The organism is Vibrio sp. 1180_3 (assembly GCF_029478545.1).
Taxonomy (GTDB): domain Bacteria; phylum Pseudomonadota; class Gammaproteobacteria; order Enterobacterales; family Vibrionaceae; genus Vibrio; species Vibrio aestuarianus.
This window is the reverse complement of sequence record NZ_SJFM01000051.1, coordinates 1-16,714: the sequence shown is the minus strand read 5'-3', so window position 1 is coordinate 16,714 and position 16,714 is coordinate 1. Positions and strand designations below refer to the sequence as shown.

General features: G+C 42.4%; 13 protein-coding genes and 2 pseudogenes. 5 read left to right on the top strand and 10 right to left on the bottom strand.

What is annotated here, in order from left to right; translation table 11 throughout:
* A pseudogene (locus EYW48_RS19395) lies at positions 1–115 on the top strand (IS630 family transposase); the annotation flags it as partial.
* A 262-nt stretch (positions 116–377) separates the two neighbouring features.
* On the opposite strand, the gene glmS reads toward EYW48_RS19395, so the two are convergent.
* Complete coding sequence (gene glmS, locus EYW48_RS19390) at positions 378–2,210, bottom strand: glutamine--fructose-6-phosphate transaminase (isomerizing) (RefSeq protein WP_274695647.1); 1,833 nt, start codon at positions 2,208–2,210, stop codon at positions 378–380.
* A gap of 82 nt (positions 2,211–2,292) precedes the next feature.
* Positions 2,293–3,054 carry a DeoR/GlpR family DNA-binding transcription regulator gene (locus tag EYW48_RS19385; RefSeq protein ID WP_053311384.1) on the bottom strand — a complete coding sequence of 254 codons (762 nt, stop codon included), beginning with the start codon at positions 3,052–3,054 and terminating at the stop codon, positions 2,293–2,295.
* Positions 3,055–3,481: 427 nt separating this feature from the next.
* On the opposite strand from EYW48_RS19385, the gene pykF reads away from it, so the two are divergent.
* The gene (pykF, locus tag EYW48_RS19380) at positions 3,482–4,894 is read left to right on the top strand and encodes a pyruvate kinase PykF (protein ID WP_053311386.1); all 1,413 of its coding nucleotides are present in this window, start codon (positions 3,482–3,484) and stop codon (positions 4,892–4,894) included.
* Positions 4,895–5,533: 639 nt separating this feature from the next.
* Here pykF and EYW48_RS19375 read toward each other — a convergent pair.
* Together EYW48_RS19375 and EYW48_RS19370 are read right to left on the bottom strand one after the other, a co-directional pair.
* Positions 5,534–6,226 carry an oxidative stress defense protein gene (locus tag EYW48_RS19375; protein ID WP_053311387.1) on the bottom strand — a complete coding sequence of 231 codons (693 nt, stop codon included), beginning with the start codon at positions 6,224–6,226 and terminating at the stop codon, positions 5,534–5,536.
* 94 nt (positions 6,227–6,320) lie between these two features.
* Positions 6,321–7,217, bottom strand: a complete 897-nt coding sequence (locus EYW48_RS19370; protein WP_053311388.1) for a LysR family transcriptional regulator ArgP — start codon at positions 7,215–7,217, stop codon at positions 6,321–6,323.
* Positions 7,218–7,343: 126 nt separating this feature from the next.
* Here EYW48_RS19370 and EYW48_RS19365 point away from each other — a divergent pair, with 126 nt between their 5' ends.
* The gene (locus EYW48_RS19365) at positions 7,344–7,976 is read left to right on the top strand and encodes a LysE/ArgO family amino acid transporter (RefSeq protein ID WP_053311399.1); all 633 of its coding nucleotides are present in this window, start codon (positions 7,344–7,346) and stop codon (positions 7,974–7,976) included.
* Between the two features lie 9 nt (positions 7,977–7,985).
* Positions 7,986–8,468, top strand: a complete 483-nt coding sequence (locus EYW48_RS19360; protein ID WP_053311389.1) for a YbaK/EbsC family protein — start codon at positions 7,986–7,988, stop codon at positions 8,466–8,468.
* A gap of 87 nt (positions 8,469–8,555) precedes the next feature.
* On the opposite strand, the gene mscS is transcribed toward EYW48_RS19360, so the two are convergent.
* The 5 genes from mscS to EYW48_RS19335 form a co-directional block, all read right to left on the bottom strand.
* Complete coding sequence (gene mscS / locus EYW48_RS19355) at positions 8,556–9,419, bottom strand: small-conductance mechanosensitive channel MscS (protein WP_168523440.1); 864 nt, start codon at positions 9,417–9,419, stop codon at positions 8,556–8,558.
* Positions 9,420–9,712: 293 nt separating this feature from the next.
* Entirely contained in the window at positions 9,713–10,789 is a 1,077-nt protein-coding gene (fbaA, locus tag EYW48_RS19350) for a class II fructose-bisphosphate aldolase (protein ID WP_053311391.1), read from the bottom strand.
* 154 nt (positions 10,790–10,943) lie between these two features.
* Positions 10,944–12,107: a phosphoglycerate kinase gene (locus EYW48_RS19345; protein ID WP_053311392.1), complete on the bottom strand. Its 1,164-nt coding sequence runs from the start codon at positions 12,105–12,107 to the stop codon at positions 10,944–10,946.
* Between the two features lie 148 nt (positions 12,108–12,255).
* Positions 12,256–13,296 carry an erythrose-4-phosphate dehydrogenase gene (gene epd / locus EYW48_RS19340; RefSeq protein WP_053311393.1) on the bottom strand — a complete coding sequence of 347 codons (1,041 nt, stop codon included), beginning with the start codon at positions 13,294–13,296 and terminating at the stop codon, positions 12,256–12,258.
* A 177-nt stretch (positions 13,297–13,473) separates the two neighbouring features.
* The gene (locus tag EYW48_RS19335; protein WP_277432870.1) at positions 13,474–15,429 is read right to left on the bottom strand and encodes a ligand-gated channel protein; all 1,956 of its coding nucleotides are present in this window, start codon (positions 15,427–15,429) and stop codon (positions 13,474–13,476) included.
* Between the two features lie 158 nt (positions 15,430–15,587).
* Here EYW48_RS19335 and EYW48_RS19330 point away from each other — a divergent pair, with 158 nt between their 5' ends.
* Positions 15,588–16,484, top strand: a complete 897-nt coding sequence (locus tag EYW48_RS19330; protein WP_053311400.1) for a LysR family transcriptional regulator — start codon at positions 15,588–15,590, stop codon at positions 16,482–16,484.
* Positions 16,485–16,556: 72 nt separating this feature from the next.
* Here the strand turns inward: EYW48_RS19330 and EYW48_RS19325 are convergent.
* Positions 16,557–16,714: pseudogene (locus EYW48_RS19325) on the bottom strand (transketolase); the annotation flags it as partial.

Here is a 16,714-nt window from a genome sequence, read left to right as displayed (position 1 = left end):
CTTCAAGGCGGCAATAGACCAATTTTTTTCTGTGACTCTTCCAGAGATCGCAGGCTCTTTGACATCTCGAATTAATGATCATTTTCAGGTTCTCAAGCCTGCATCTTCAAGTTGATTCGGTATAGATTGTGTATATCCAAGGTGTCCTAAAGTAACTTTATAGTACCATCGCTACTGAATTCTCTTATCTCAATGAAGGATAGATAATTTTCTCCCCAATAGTCACCTCGGTTTTATCTTATACACCTTTGCTCGATCATTCGGTGGCTTATCCGCTTCTAACATAAAAAACCTCCGATTAAGCCAAACTTAATAGGAGGTCAAAAAAATCAGACTTTATTATCTTCCAACAAGCCCATTTTTATTCATGCATAGTTTTACTCAACCGTTACCGCTTTCGCTAGGTTACGCGGTTGATCCACATCGGTCCCTTTGATTAATGCAACGTGATAGGAAAGTAGCTGCATTGGTATGGTGTAGTAGATAGGTGCTGTGATATCACTGACATGCGGCATGGTGATGATTTTCATGTTTTCATCACCTTCAAAGCCTGCTTTTTCGTCAGCAAAGACATACAACAAGCCACCACGTGCGCGAACTTCTTCCACGTTTGATTTTAGTTTTTCAAGCAGTTCATTATTCGGTGCAACAACGACTACTGGCATGTCTGCGTCAATTAATGCTAACGGGCCATGTTTCAATTCACCGGCCGCATAGGCTTCTGCGTGAATGTACGAAATCTCTTTCAGTTTTAACGAAGCTTCCATCGCAATCGGGTAGAATTCACCGCGACCTAAGAATAGCGTGTGGTGCTTGTCGGCAAAATCTGTCGCTAACGCTTCAATTTCTTTATCAAATGACAAGGCTTGTTCAATTTGAGCTGGCAATGCATGCAATGCTTCTACTATCTCTGCTTCTTTTTCACGGCCAATCACACCTTTTTGTTTGCCAAGTGCGGTAACCATCATTAATAAAGCGGCTAATTGAGTAGTAAAGGCTTTGGTTGATGCAACACCGATCTCGGTGCCAGCACGAGTCATGAAGGCAAAATCAGACTCACGAACCAAAGATGAACCCGCGACGTTACAGACTGTCATGGCTGCCATGTAACCTTTTTCTTTCGCTAGACGTAATGCAGCCAGAGTATCGGCCGTTTCACCAGATTGAGAAAGGGTAATTAACAAACTGTTTGGACGAGTCACAAACTTACGGTAACGGAACTCTGATGCAATCTCAACATCACAACTTACGCCAGCAAGTGATTCAAACCAATAACGAGCCGCCATGCCAGAGTTATAAGATGTCCCACATGCGATGATCTGCACGTGTTCCACTTTGTTGAGAATTTCTTCAGCATTGACACCAATGGCGTTAGTAATAACAGAATCAGCTGAAATGCGCCCCTCCATCGTATTGATCAACGCTGTTGGCTGCTCAAAGATCTCTTTTTGCATGAAGTGACGATATTTGCCTTTATCACCAGCATCATGTTCAGCATTAGACTGTGTTTCTTCACGCTCTACTGGGTTGCCATTGGTATCAAAAATAGCGACTTCACGACGAGTGATTTCAGCAACATCACCTTCTTCAAGGTATATAAAGCGACGAGTTACGCTTAAAAGCGCCAATTGATCAGAAGCTAAGAAGTTTTCACCAACCCCTAAGCCAATTACGATAGGGCTACCTGAACGCGCGACAACAATACGGCTCGGATCTTTACGATCAACCACGACCGTACCATAAGCACCACTTAGTTGCTTAGCCGTTTTTTGCAGCGCTTCACGCAAAGAAGAAGAACTACGAAGCTCCCACTCCACTAGGTGTGCAATGACTTCTGTATCAGTTTGAGATTCGAATACGTAGCCACGTCCACGTAACATTTCACGTAATTGTTCATAGTTTTCAATAATGCCGTTATGCACAACAGCGATATCGCCCGACATGTGTGGATGGGCGTTAGCCTCAGAAGGTTCACCATGTGTCGCCCAACGAGTATGTGCAATACCAGTACCACCAACAACGTTTTGTTTTTCAACGGCATCAGCAAGTTCTTGAACTTTGCCTAAACGACGTACGCGAGTGAGGTTACTTTCACTATCAACAACGGCAACACCAGCAGAGTCATAGCCTCGGTATTCTAAACGACGCAGTCCTTCAACTAGAATTTCTGCCACATCTCGTTGTGCTACTGCACCGACGATTCCACACATAAGGTTTCACTCCATTTTAGATTTATGTTTCATCCCTAAAGCCGCAAGCGAAAGGCTTTACTTAGGGACGTTTAATACGTTGTTAAGCGCGAATAACTCGAACTTGATGAGATTCAATCAGCGCAGCCTTTTCGTCGCTCAGTTCATTATCAGTAACCAGAACGTTGATGTGTTCCCATGCCAGCTCTAGATTAGGAATTTTGCGGCCAACCTTGTCAGATTCAATCATGACAATCACTTCACGGGAAACTTCAGCCATCACTTTGCTCAGACCCACTAATTCATTGAATGTGGTGGTGCCGCGATCCAGGTCGATACCATCGGCACCAATAAAGAGTTGATCAAAATCGTAAGAGCGCAAGACTGATTCGGCGACCTTTCCTTGAAAAGATTCGGAATGAGCATCCCAAGTCCCGCCGGTCATTAATAATGTAGGTTCACTTTCTAATTCGTTCAGAGCATTCGCCACATTTAATGAGTTGGTCATCACTACCAGACCACGTTTTTCATTCAACTGCTGAATTAATGCCGCTGTAGTGCTACCACAATCGATCACGATGCGGTTATGGTCACGGATCAGCTTTGCAGCGGCTCTTGCTAGCTTTAACTTTCGGTTCGAAACTTTAGGGCTAAATTCATCACTCACCACTTCTTTAGGTAAAGCAATGGCACCGCCATAGCGACGCAGTAACTGACCATTTTTTTCAAGAGAAGCCAAATCCTTTCTAATCGTCACCTCTGAGGTTTCAAATTGACCGGATAGAGCCTCAACACTGACTTCACCTTGTTCATTCACTAAGTTAGCGATGGTGTGTCTTCTAAGCTGTGTGTTTCGTTTCGACATGTTTATTTATTTTCAATATTACGAATCGAAACAAATAATATCCGAAACGAAACTTTACTGTCTATTTATTTCGAACCAAAAAATTAATAATTCACACTAAAACCTTGTCCTAAGACAATTCTTAGACAGTGATATTGAACTCATTAGATGGTAGAATTCGCGCCGAAAAGAAAAAAAATTACAGAATTGACCGTTATTTTTTTGCAACTTACTGGGTTTAGGCTAAATAAGTGGCAGAATTACGACACAAAATCCGCAACAGTTGGTCATAAAATGACTAAACTGTTGAAAGACTTTCAGCTCTTTGGTCACAAAATCACTGAAATTGATGTAGGGTAATAGATAAGAATAGATTGCCACTTGTGATGACTTGAGAGCACAAAACTAACTTTCAAATTGTAATAAAATTTACCGGAGAGAACCTTCCATGAAAAAGACCAAAATCGTATGTACGATTGGCCCTAAAACTGAATCTGTAGAGAAACTAACTGAACTAGTAAACGCTGGCATGAACGTTATGCGTTTAAACTTCTCTCACGGTGACTTCGCAGAGCACGGTACTCGTATCTCGAACTTCCGTAAAGTAATGGAAAATACTGGTAAGACTCTAGCTATCCTTTTGGATACTAAAGGCCCTGAAATCCGTACTATCAAACTAGAAAACGGCGATGACGTTGATCTAGTTGCTGGTCAAGAGTTTACATTTACTACTGACACTAGCGTTGTTGGTAACAAAGACACTGTAGCTGTTACTTACGCAGGTTTTGCGAACGACCTAACTGTAGGCAATACAATCCTTGTTGATGACGGCCTAATCGAAATGGAAGTTATCGCGACTACAGCTACTGAAGTTAAGTGTAAAGTTCTAAACAATGGTGCACTAGGCGAAAACAAAGGTGTTAACTTACCTAATGTTTCAGTAAACCTACCAGCACTATCTGAAAAAGATAAAGCAGACCTTAAATTTGGTTGTGAGCAAGGCGTTGACTTTGTTGCTGCATCTTTCATCCGTAAAGCTGACGATGTACGTGAAATTCGCGAACTGCTAACAGCAAACGGCGGCGCTAGCATCCAAATCATCTCTAAAATTGAAAACCAAGAAGGCGTTGATAACTTTGACGAAATTCTTGAGCTTTCTGACGGCATCATGGTTGCACGTGGCGACCTAGGTGTAGAGATCCCAGCTGAAGAAGTTATCTTCGCTCAGAAAATGATGATCGAAAAATGTAACCGCGCACGTAAAGTCGTTATTACTGCAACTCAAATGCTTGATTCTATGATCAAGAACCCACGTCCAACTCGCGCAGAAGCTGGTGACGTTGCGAACGCAGTAATGGATGGTACCGATGCAGTAATGCTTTCTGGTGAAACTGCTAAAGGTAAATACCCAGTTGAAGCTGTAACTATTATGGCGCAAATCTGTGCTCGTACCGACAGTGCTCTGAAAGCAGAACTAGGTTCACGCCTAGACAGCCCTCGTCTACGTATCACAGAAGCGGTATGTAAAGGCGCTGTAGATACAGCTGAGAAGCTAGCTGCACCACTTATCGTTGTTGCAACTGAAGCAGGTAAATCTGCACGTTCAGTACGTAAATACTTCCCAACAGCGAACATCATCGCAGTAACAACTAACGCGAAAACAGCTGCTCAGCTAGTGCTGACTAAAGGTGTTACTCCTGTTGTTGTTGATAGCATCGAAAACACCGACGCTTTCTACATCAATGGTAAAGAAATTGCTCTAACTTCTGGTCTAGGCAAAAAAGGTGATATCGTGGTTATGGTTTCTGGTGCTCTTGTTGCTTCAGGTACTACAAACACTGCATCTGTTCACGTTCTATAATCGAACGTCGAATAAAAACAGAAAAATCGGGGCTTGCCCCGATTTTTTGTTTCTGCGGTTTGGATTATGTAGGCTGTTCACCAAGGTATTTGCATTTACCAACCAAAAAACTCTTTGTGATGGGTGTTAAGCAATAACACCATAGGTAGAAAATAAAGCGCACTAAGCTTTATTCCCAATACGACCAAACAACCGATGGTCAATCTCACTAGAAAATAATTATACATACTATGCCTCTCGTGCCCGAAGCGTATGATTTCCTTATCTTTTAACTCAATAAATGAATAAAAAGCTAACTTCCTGCTTAGAACAGGGCAAACTGGCGATTAAAAAAGCAACAGTTTACTTATTATTCAGTTTAGCTCAAGTGAAAAATGATATTAGACTTTAGTCTTGATGAGAGGAAAACGTGATACCACGCAATACCATCACTACTGCGGCACAAAGATACGATTACGCCCAAAGTTTTTGACTCATATCGAACCATGTCGGCACATTTGTGTAAGAACGTTTGCTGCCTTGGTTTAAGTCTATAAAATCGCGGCTGTGGAGTTAGACTTTAGTCTACCCCTACAGCCGCGATTTTAAACACTATAGACCTCAACAATAAAGATACAAAAACAGTATCGTCTGTATTTTTCAGTCCTCTATTTTATACACAACATTGACCCTATCTCGAATAGTCAACGTTGAATCTTGGTAACCATTAGACTCAGAGTTAGCATCCATAGCCATTGATCTCATCATGATCGGCTGGGTGCTAGGAGTGTTGTAATCAATTTTCCATACCTCACCCAACTTCAATTCAAACCCCTCAGCCAACGAACGAGCTTTTGCATTGGCATCTTTAATCGCTGCTAATCGTGCTTGTTGTTGGTATTTTTCTTGTTCACGAACTCTAAATTGAATCTTATCAACTTGGTTGATTCCTTCACCCAGTGCAACATCTAAATATTGGTTTAATTTACTGAGATCAGAAACTTCCACCGTCACACTACGAGTTGCTTGGTAACCGATTAACTCTGGTTTGCCAGATTTGGGATAATGGTATTGCGGTGCGAGGTAGAGGTTAGAGCTAGAAATCTGCATTGAAGTAACACCAGACTCTTTCAAGCGAGCTACAAACGACTCAACAACCTTATCGACCGTTGCTTTAGCCTGTTCCGCTGTAAGTGTCGACTCGACGACCTTTACAGAGAATTCAGCCATGTCTGGTACAGCAATCACTTCACCATAGCCAGTGGTGGAAAGGTGAGGAAAGCTCATATCTTGCGCCCACGAACCAAAACTCATTAATCCAGTTAATACTGCAACACTTGTTATCAATTTCATGTCTCTACCCTAATTCAATTACATGACTACATAATAGGCGATGTCAGCAGTAATCAAATAGCAGCAAAACGAAATCACACAACTCTGACGTTGATCATTGAGGTAAGGCAGTTCGAGCATATTCAAGGATCGCTTGTGAGATCGCCTGCAATATGCCGGTTTCTAATTGCCAATGATGCCAATAAATTCGGTTGGTCAAAATAAAACCAGGAGTGATATCGATGAGAGCCCCTTTAGCGAGCTCTTTTTCTATCTGTAAACGAGGGATCAAACAATAGGCGGCACCTGATACCGCAAGTTTTACAAAAGCTTCAGAACTTCCAACCGTATGATTGATAACAGAATCTCTTGGAACGTTAAAGTGATCATGTAAAAATTTCTTATGTAAATCGTCATATTGATCATAGGAAACAGCAGGCGCTTTTTTTAAGGTATTAAAATTAACGCCTTGTGAGAAGTAACGTTGATAAAAGTCGGGGTTGGCCACACAGACATAATCCATTCTTCCAAGGTAATCAGCACTACAGCCAGCAATGGGTTGGGACTCTAAGCTAATCGCTCCTGCAACCTCACCACTTTTCAGTTTATCAATGGTTCGAGACTCACCAAAAATCGCTAAATTTAACTCAACTTGCCGAGTTTTCATGATATTTGATAATGCAGGAAGCAGCCACGTCGCTAGACTATCAGCATTAGTCGCTATTGAAATCGAAATGGGACGCGCGCACTCTTCATTCATTAATTCAGGAACGAGATCATTTTCTAACAATAGAACACGTCGATAGAGCCCTAGTAGTTTTTTACCAATCATTGTCGGCCTTGGTGGCTGTTCACGAATTAAAACAGGTTGAGCAACAAACTTTTCAAGTTGTTTGATTCGCTGGGAAATAGCCGATTGAGAAATATAGAGATTTTCTGCCGCTCGTTCAAAGCTGCCTTGTTTTAATACCGCATCCAGTGCTTCGATCCATTTATAATCCAATCCTCTCATGAATTATCTCCTTATGTTCAAATCTCATTAGACTTCCTTATATATTATTAAAATCATTAATTATACTTATTTTAAAACTGCCGCTATCTTGCACGCATACTTTTTATTCACAATATGAGGATGGATGTGAATTTTTGGATTTTGCTACAAGGGTTTGGCTTAGGCGCGACGATGATCATTCCTATCGGCGCACAAAATGCGTATGTACTCAACCAAGGTATTAAGCGTAATCACCACTTAACGACCGCAACCATCTGTAGTCTTTTAGATGTGCTATTTATAGCTCTGGGCATATTTGGCGGTGGCGCGATTTTGTCACAAAATGAGTCACTACTCACCGCAGTGACATTAGGTGGAATCGCATTTCTCTCATTTTACGGGTTTCTTTCTTTAAGAAGTGCTTTTAACCCACAGAAAAATCAGGAATCAAACAGTGAAGTGATTGCTCGTGGCAAGCGAACCGTCATTCTAGGTGCATTGGCCGTCACAGTATTGAACCCACATTTGTATTTAGATACTGTCGTCATATTAGGGTCGATTGGCGGTCAATTTGAAGGCAACGACCGGATTTTATTTGCCATAGGCACTATGATGGCATCGTTTGTTTGGTTCTATTCATTGTCCATCGGTGCGGCTAAATTAGGGCCAACACTTTCCAAGCCTAAAGTAAAAAAAGGCATCGATATAGCGGTAGCGGTGATGATGTTTGCCATTGCCTTTATGCTGACCAAAGAACTAGCTCTTAGCTATTCCTCTTAGGAGTAAAACATGACTCGGCTAGAAGCCATATTTAAAGCAAATCTCGATTTATTAGCACAGGCAGGAATCACCTTTAACCAATGGCGGCATGAACCGATCCTAGATTTTGCGACCGATGAAAAAATAGCGAAGCAATTGGATTGGATCGGCACACACAGTAAAAGTCTATTTCTAAAACTTAAAAATGGCGACTTTGTACTCTACTTGACAGAGAAAGACAAACGCTTAGACAGCAAGCAACTTAAAGCGTTGCTAGGTAAACGTCCTTCTATTTGTAGCGATGAAGAGATGATTGAACAATTAGGTTGTGTACCAGGTGCCGTTTGCCCATTTGGACTTCCGCCCCACATTATCATGGTTGTTGATCGCACCTTATTTAAGCATCAAGAGCTTCTGTATACGCCGGGCGATCCAGAATATACATTCGGTATTACTGGGCAAGATTTAGACCGGTTGCTGTCACTACTTCCAAACACAATCCATACCTTATAGATAAGCTAATGACAGTAAAGGCGTGAAATGATAACTCATTTCACGCCTTTTTCTTTATCTAAATAAAATGGATTCTTACAAACCGAATCAATCTAGTTTGTTTAAATGCACATCCATTTGTGGGAATGGAATCTCGATACCATTGGCATCCAGTGCTTCCTTAATAGCTTGCATTGAATCAAAGTATACACCCCAGTAATCTTCAGTTTTTACCCATGGACGTACTACAAAGTTTACAGAAGAATCAGCTAGCGCCAGTACACCAATTGTCATGTCTGGATCTTTTAAGATACGCGGATCTTTTTCCAACGTTGCACGTAACACTTGCTTGGTTTTTTGCAGATCAGCTTTGTAAGAAACACCGATCACCATATCAACACGGCGAGTTGCATGACGTGAATAGTTAGTAATAGCTCCACCAATAACGCCAGAGTTAGGAACAACAACCATTTTGTTATCAGGTGTTTTTAGAATGGTTTGGAAAATTTGAATAGCTTCAACAGAACCCGCCACTCCGCTGATTTCAACATAATCACCGGATTTAAATGGGCGGAATGCGACAATCAACACACCTGCTGCAAAGTTAGAAAGTGAACCTTGCAGTGCTAAACCAATAGCTAAGCCTGCTGCACCGATAACGGCAACCACTGAAGCGGTTTCAACGCCTACGCGCCCTAAAGCAGCAATCAGTACAATAACAAACAACAAATAACGGACTAAACCATGGATAAATTCAACGACCGCATTATCCATTTCCTTCTTTTTCAAAACCTTCGCGACACTACCCGCCACGGCTTTGACCACGATATTACCGATAAACAGGATCAGTACCGCAGAGATAATATTGACACCGTATTGCACCAAAAGATCTGAGTTATCCATTAACCAAGTATTCGCTTGCGCTAAACCATCGACCAATGGGACTTCAATTCCCATAGATTCACTAGCCATATTCCGTATCCTCTAAATAAAATCGTCATAATTTTGCTGTTGTATTTGAACATCAAGAGTAAAAACTTACACTCACCGTGCGATGTCATTTTTTTGGCACAATATCTTACTTTGATAATTTTGCAAAGCCAGTTTAATGATAAGACTGACAAAACAGAAACTTACCCCAAAACTTGATATCAGCTTGTTACAGATTAAGCAATATTCTCATAATTCGCCAGTGCTTAGACTGAATTTTGACAACAAAAAAGCCCGCTCAATGAGCGGGCTAATATCGTATTCAATTTAATGAATTATAGTACGTCAACCGCGTTAAGGTCAGCGAATGCTTTCTCTAAACGAGCAACCATTGAAGCTTGACCAGCACGTAGCCATACGCGTGGATCATAGTATTTCTTGTTCGGAGCAGATTCGCCAGTAGGGTTACCAATTTGGCCTTGTAGGTAATCGTGGTTTTCTGCTTCGTACTTGCGGATACCATCCCAAGTCGCCCACTGTGTATCAGTATCGATGTTCATTTTGATAACACCGTAGCTGATTGATTCTTTGATTTCAGCTTCAGAAGAGCCAGAACCGCCGTGGAATACGAAGTTTAGAGCGTTAGGCGCAATACCAAACTTCTCTGCACAGTATGCTTGAGAATCACGTAGGATAGTTGGAGTCAGTACAACGTTACCAGCTTGGTAAACACCGTGTACGTTACCGAAAGAAGCCGCAATAGTGAAACGTGGGCTAACTGCACTCAATTTTTCGTAAGCGTATGCAACATCTTCAGGAGAAGTGTAAAGCTCAGATGCGTCCATATCAGAGTTATCAACGCCGTCTTCTTCACCACCAGTACAACCTAGTTCGATCTCGATAGTCATACCCATTTTAGCCATACGCTCTAGGTATTTCGCACAAGTTTCAACGTTCTCTTCTAGAGACTCTTCAGAAAGGTCTAGCATGTGAGAAGAGAATAAAGGCTTACCAGTTTGAGCAAAGAACTCTTCACCCGCGTCTAGTAGACCGTCGATCCAAGGAAGTAGTTTCTTCGCTGCGTGGTCAGTGTGCAGAATAACAGGTACACCGTAAGTTTCCGCTACTGCATGAACGTATTTCGCGCCAGCGACAGCACCAAGAACTTGAGCGCCTTGACCTTCAAGTTTAACGCCTTTACCAGCAAAGAAAGCTGCGCCGCCGTTAGAGAACTGAACAACCACTGGTGCTTTTACTTTTGATGCTGCTTCAAGTACCGCATTGATTGAATCAGTGTTTACTACGTTTACTGCAGGAAGTGCAAAGTTGTTTTCTTTTGCTACTTCAAATACTTTCTGTACGTCATCGCCAGAAATCACACCAGGTTTTACGAAATCGAAGATCTTAGACATGGATTTGATCCTATTTATTCTGTCGTTTTAAAAATAAAACAGTTAAGTTTAAATTCTTGCAAACGTTTGCTCACAACTGACGCTATTCTAGCAGAATAAAAACGCCTATGCAGCAAACAAGAAAGCGGGAGTAATCCCCCGCTCTCATTCATGATTATGCTTTAGCGCGCGCTTCTAGCATTTCAACCGCTGGTAACACTTTACCTTCAACAAACTCAAGGAAAGCACCACCACCAGTAGAGATGTAAGAAACATCAGCTTTGATACCGAACTTGTCGATAGCCGCTAGTGTGTCACCACCACCTGCTACAGAGAAACCTGCAGATTCAGCGATTGCTTTAGAAATACCAGCCGTACCCGCTTCAAAGTTTTTGAATTCAAATACGCCTACAGGGCCGTTCCAAAGAATCGTTTTTGCGTTAGCAATGATTTCAGCAAGTTGAGCCGTTGAATCAGGGCCTAGGTCGAAAATCATGTCGTCATCTTGAACGTCAGCAACGTTTTTGATTTCAGCTTCTGCGTTTTCGTCAAATGCTTTAGCACATGCAACGTCAGTGGCTACTGGAATAGAACACTCTTCCATTAATTTTTTAGCCGTTTCTAATAGGTCAGCTTCGTACAAAGACTTACCAACATTATGGCCAGATGCTGCGATAAACGTGTTCGCAATGCCGCCGCCAACAACCAATTGGTCAGCAATTTTAGATAGCGACTCAAGAACTGTCAGTTTCGTTGAAACTTTAGAACCACCAACAATAGCAACCAATGGGCGTTCTGGGTTATCCATTGCTTTGCCTAGCGCTTCTAGCTCAGCAGCAAGTAGAGGACCAGCACACGCGATAGGCGCGTTCATACCAACACCGTGAGTTGACGCTTGTGCACGGTGAGCCGTACCGAATGCATCCATGACGAAGATGTCACATAGTGCAGCGTATTTCTTAGAAAGCTCTTCTTCGTTCTTTTTCTCGCCTTTGTTAAAGCGAACGTTTTCTAGAACAACAAGCTCACCTGCGTTCAGCTCTAGGCCATCTAGGTAATCTTTTGCTAATTTAACTTCGCAATCTAGTGCGTCGTTTAGGTAGTTTACAACTGGTAGTAGAGAGAACTCTTCCGCGTATTCGCCTTCGGTTGGACGACCTAGGTGAGAAGTAACCATTACTTTAGCGCCAGCCGCTAGACAGTGCTGAATTGTTGGTAGAGATGCAAGAATACGTGCATCAGAAGTTACTTTGCCATCTTTCACTGGTACGTTTAGGTCAGCACGGATAAATACGCGTTTACCTGCTAGGTCCAGGTCGGTCATCTTGATTACAGACATGGTTTGTCCTCTCAAATATTAATAAATAAAGTTTTTGGAAACCCGGCAACCTTGCCGAGCCTATTAATTCTTCAAACTGGTTATTGATATGGAGATTATCATTATTTATTTCAAGGAAAAAAATAAATAATTCTCCATCATCCTGCTACTACTCGGATGCTTGCATTGCGAGCGCCGTATCCAGCATACGATTCGCAAAGCCCCATTCGTTATCACACCAAACGAGCATTTTTACTAACTGCCCATTACTTACTCTTGTTTGTGAACCATCAACAATCGCACTATGGGGATCATGGTTGAAATCGATGGAAACAAGCGGCGCTTCAGTATAGTCAACAATGCCCTGTAATGTACACTGAGATGCGTTAACTATGGTTTGATTTACGTCATTAACTTTCACATTTGTATTAATTGTGACACTTAAATCCATAGCCGTCACATTTACTGTCGGTACGCGCACTGATATGGCTTCGAATTTGTTAGAAAATTTCGGAAAGATCCTTTCAATCCCCTTATGCAACTTGGTATCAACCGGGATGATAGATTGGCTGGCAGAACGAGTACGACGCAAGTCTGTGTGGTAAGCATCGATCACTTGTTGATCATTCATTGAAGAGTGAATAGTAGTGATGGTTCCCGAATCGATACCAAACGCTTCATCAAGCACTTTGATGATAGGAACAATGCAATTGGTAGTGCAAGAACCGTTAGAGACTATGCGGTGTTCCGCACGAAGCGTTTCATGGTTTACACCGTAGATGATGGTGTTATCCAGATCATTCGCCCCCGGGTGAGAAAACAACACTTTCTTTGCACCGGCTTCAATATGCTCTAGACCATCAGCTTTAGAGCCATACACCCCCGTACAATCTAAAACAATATCGACGCCTAAATCGCGCCAAGGCAGTAGTTTAATTTCGCTAAGATGCAATATCCGAATCGAGTCGTATTTTCCCTTTGCTTGCGACAAAGCGTCATGGTGGATATAGATGTGCTCTTGATCATGGCTGATTTTTTTTCCAAATCGACCATGACTTGTATCATATTGCAGAAGGTGAGCCATCGCATCAGGCTGCGCCAACTCGTTCACGGCAACCACTTTAATGTGCTCATTCTTTCCACTTTCATATATCGCACGTAATACATTGCGTCCGATACGCCCAAAACCATTGATTGCGACTTTAAGCATTCTTCTATCATCTTAACTTTTTTAAGTGGCACAAATAGTAACCGATAGCAGCTAAGAGCAACACCCTAATAAAACGTTAAATGGAATTTCCCTGAACGCTTTGATTCTCACTCGCAGTGTTGATACGTCAAGCAAATAAAAAATGACTCACATTAAGCGAGCCATTTCTATTGAAAGTTAGAAGTTAATATCCATACCTAACCAGTAACGACGTCCATCTTCAACGTAGCCATATTCTTGATAGGTGATTTTTTCATCGAGTAAATTGTAAATAGCAGCTTTTAAACTTACTTGAGAAGAAAGCGCGTAAGTGATTCCAGTATCGATAAACTGATAAGCGGGTTCAATCAAACTGCTATTTGAAGGCCCAGTCACTGGGTTACTTTCTTTACCACGATAAGTGAATTTCAACCAATTGTTTAAACGGTCTGTCGCTTGCCAATCAAGATCTGCACTAAACAGGTGTTTAGGCTGTTGATTTAATGGCATGCCTTGGTATTGACCCGTTTTTTGTTCAGAGTCTGTGAAGGTGTAACTCGCCGTGAAATAAAGCGTTTCTGTTACAGGTACCCCCAAAGTACTTTCCACTCCACGAGTATACGCTTCGTCAACATTAACTCGATAAGTTGGATCAGAACCCCATTGGTTTGGACCATCACTACAAACATGACTTGGACAAGCAACACGCGTGATTTTGTCTTTAAAATCATTATGGAAGAAGGTTAGGCTGGCATTTAAGCTGGCGCCATTTTGATACATTACACCCAATTCTTTGTTGAGTGATGTTTCAGGTGTCAGATCCGGGTTACCGTAAATATTGCCGCCACCGCTCACCTGTGCCCAGTTTGGTGTCACTTCTCTTAATTGTGGAGAACGAAAACCTGTCGCAACCCCACCTTTGATAACCCACTCAGGATTTAGTGTCCACACACCATAAGCTCGAGGACTAAAATGTGAACCATAATTTTCATCATGATCAAAACGCCCACCTAAAGTGAGTTTAAAGGACTGAGCAAGCTTCCATTCATCTTCAACAAATATCGCCCATTGCGTATTGTTAATTTGTGTCAAATCCGATGCTTGGTTTGATGTGAAATCTTCCAATTCGGAATGTGAGAATTCCACCCCTGCCGTGACAGTATTATTCGTCAATGGAACGACTAAACTGGATTTCGCCACCGTATTGATAATTTCCATCTCACGGCTTTTATTGTTGCTCACTTCACGCTGCAGGTAACTATCAGAAACACCATACTCCCCCCAATTCCCTTGGTGAGATAACGTGACATATGTGCGACGGTATTCATTTAAACTGTCTTCACATTCACCTCTACAACCCGTGGTTGGCACCGACAAACCAACATTGCCGCGACGATCTTGCGCTGACGCACCAACTTCCAGTACCAGCTCATGTTGTTCATTAAATTGATAATTCAGTTTTGATGTTAAACTTTTTAAGCTCTTATCTTGGTAACCATTTTCAATATTATCTTCTTTTCGCTCAATACTTTGACCATAAAGTTGCAGAGATAAGTTATCGGCAAGCGGCCCCGTTAAGAAGAAATTGGCACTATTTTGGTCCCCAGAGTCTCTGTTTTCTTGCAGCAAAGTGTCTAATTGAACACTCCCAGACCACTCTTGGTTATCTTTCCGGGTAATGATATTGATAACACCGCCAATAGCGTCAGACCCATACAGTGTCGACATTGGGCCACGTATCACTTCTATACGATCTATCGCTTGCAATGGTGGCATCCAGCCTTGTTCGATACCTGGTCCGTCACTATTAGGGCGAGTTTGGCGAGATGACTGGCGCTTTCCGTCCACCAGCATCAAAGTGTAGTTTGAGCTCATACCACGCAGACTAATATCCGTTTTGTCACCACCACCGGTCACTAATACGCCAGGCACACTGCGCAATGCATCCGTTACATCACGGTAATAGCGTGATTCCAACTCCTCTCGAGTAATAACGCTAATACTTGCTGGAGCTTGAGCCTGCGTTTGCTCAAAACCCGCAGCGGTTACCACCACTTTCTCATGATGTTGAATATCGTCTGCTAACGCGTGAGATGAGGCGAGCAATCCGAGCGCGGCAATAATTGCAGCATTCAGCGGATTCAGTCTGGACATGTACCACTCCTTAAATGATAATGATTATTAATTTCAGGAGTGGATTATTCATAATTTGAATGATTGAGATAGATAGACAGATGGAATGGTCAGTACCAAAAATGGAACGTCATTGTTATACGATGCCGTTGTTACTTACTAAAGAGGCCATCTACATTATGCATGACTTCAGTGCAATCAAAGCCTTCCACGCACTTTGCCAACACAAAAGCCTAACGGCTGCCGCTAAAGCACTTGAGCAACCTAAATCGACCCTTAGCCGACGGTTAGCATCCTTAGAAAGTGATGTCGGACAAGCCTTAATTGCACGTCAAGGAAACCGCCTCGCTTTAACCAAAGCAGGACAAGTGTTTGCGGTCTACACAGAGCAAATGTTGGAACTGGCTGAAAAAAGTCACGAAGCATTGCAGGAATTCAATAACCAGATTAGTGGTGAACTTACGCTAGTTGTGCATCCTAATTTGATCCGAGGTTGGATCAGTCAGGTATTAGATGAGTTTATGCAGACACACCCTGAAATAACTATTCGGCTCTACAGCCAATATTTGACTGAAAATGCGCACATAGAACCGGACTTAATCATCTGGATTGGTCCTATTGCGGAGAAAAGTTGGCGACGAGAATTATTGGGCTGTTGGCGATATTCGCCATACGCGTCACCGCATTATTTGCAAAGCAATACTCAGCTCAGTCATCCACAAGAATTGATCAAACACCCTTGGATCGATTTCATCGCATTTCGCCAAGAAGATCTCACGCTGCTTCATCCTCACAATGGCAGCTTTGTATTACCGGCGCTCTCTAGCCGTTTACAAAGCGACAATTTGGCTATGCAAGCCGATGCCATCGCCAAAGGTAGAGGAATTGGTTTACTACCAACATGGTTTGCCGAAGGGTTTGAAAACGCACATCCAGGCAGTGTCGTTTCTTGTCTACCTGGTTGGGTATCAGAGCCTACCGAAATTGGTTGCTATTATCCAACTGGTCGCCACCCTCTAAGGTTGCGATTATTTATCGATGCATTGCGTCAAGCTTGCCCTGATGACTGGAAGTGAGCTAAATGATGGCATAAAAAAGCCCCGCTCATGACAAGCGGGGCTCTATATTTTTTGTATGCCTAAAGTCAATTAAGCAAGCAGCTCGTTGGCTGTTTTCACTACGTTTTCAGTGGTGAAGCCAAACATCTCGAACAACTGATCAGCAGGCGCTGACTCACCAAAGGTGGTCATACCGATGATCTTGCCGCCAAAGCCAACGTACTTGTACCAGAAATCCGCAATGCCCG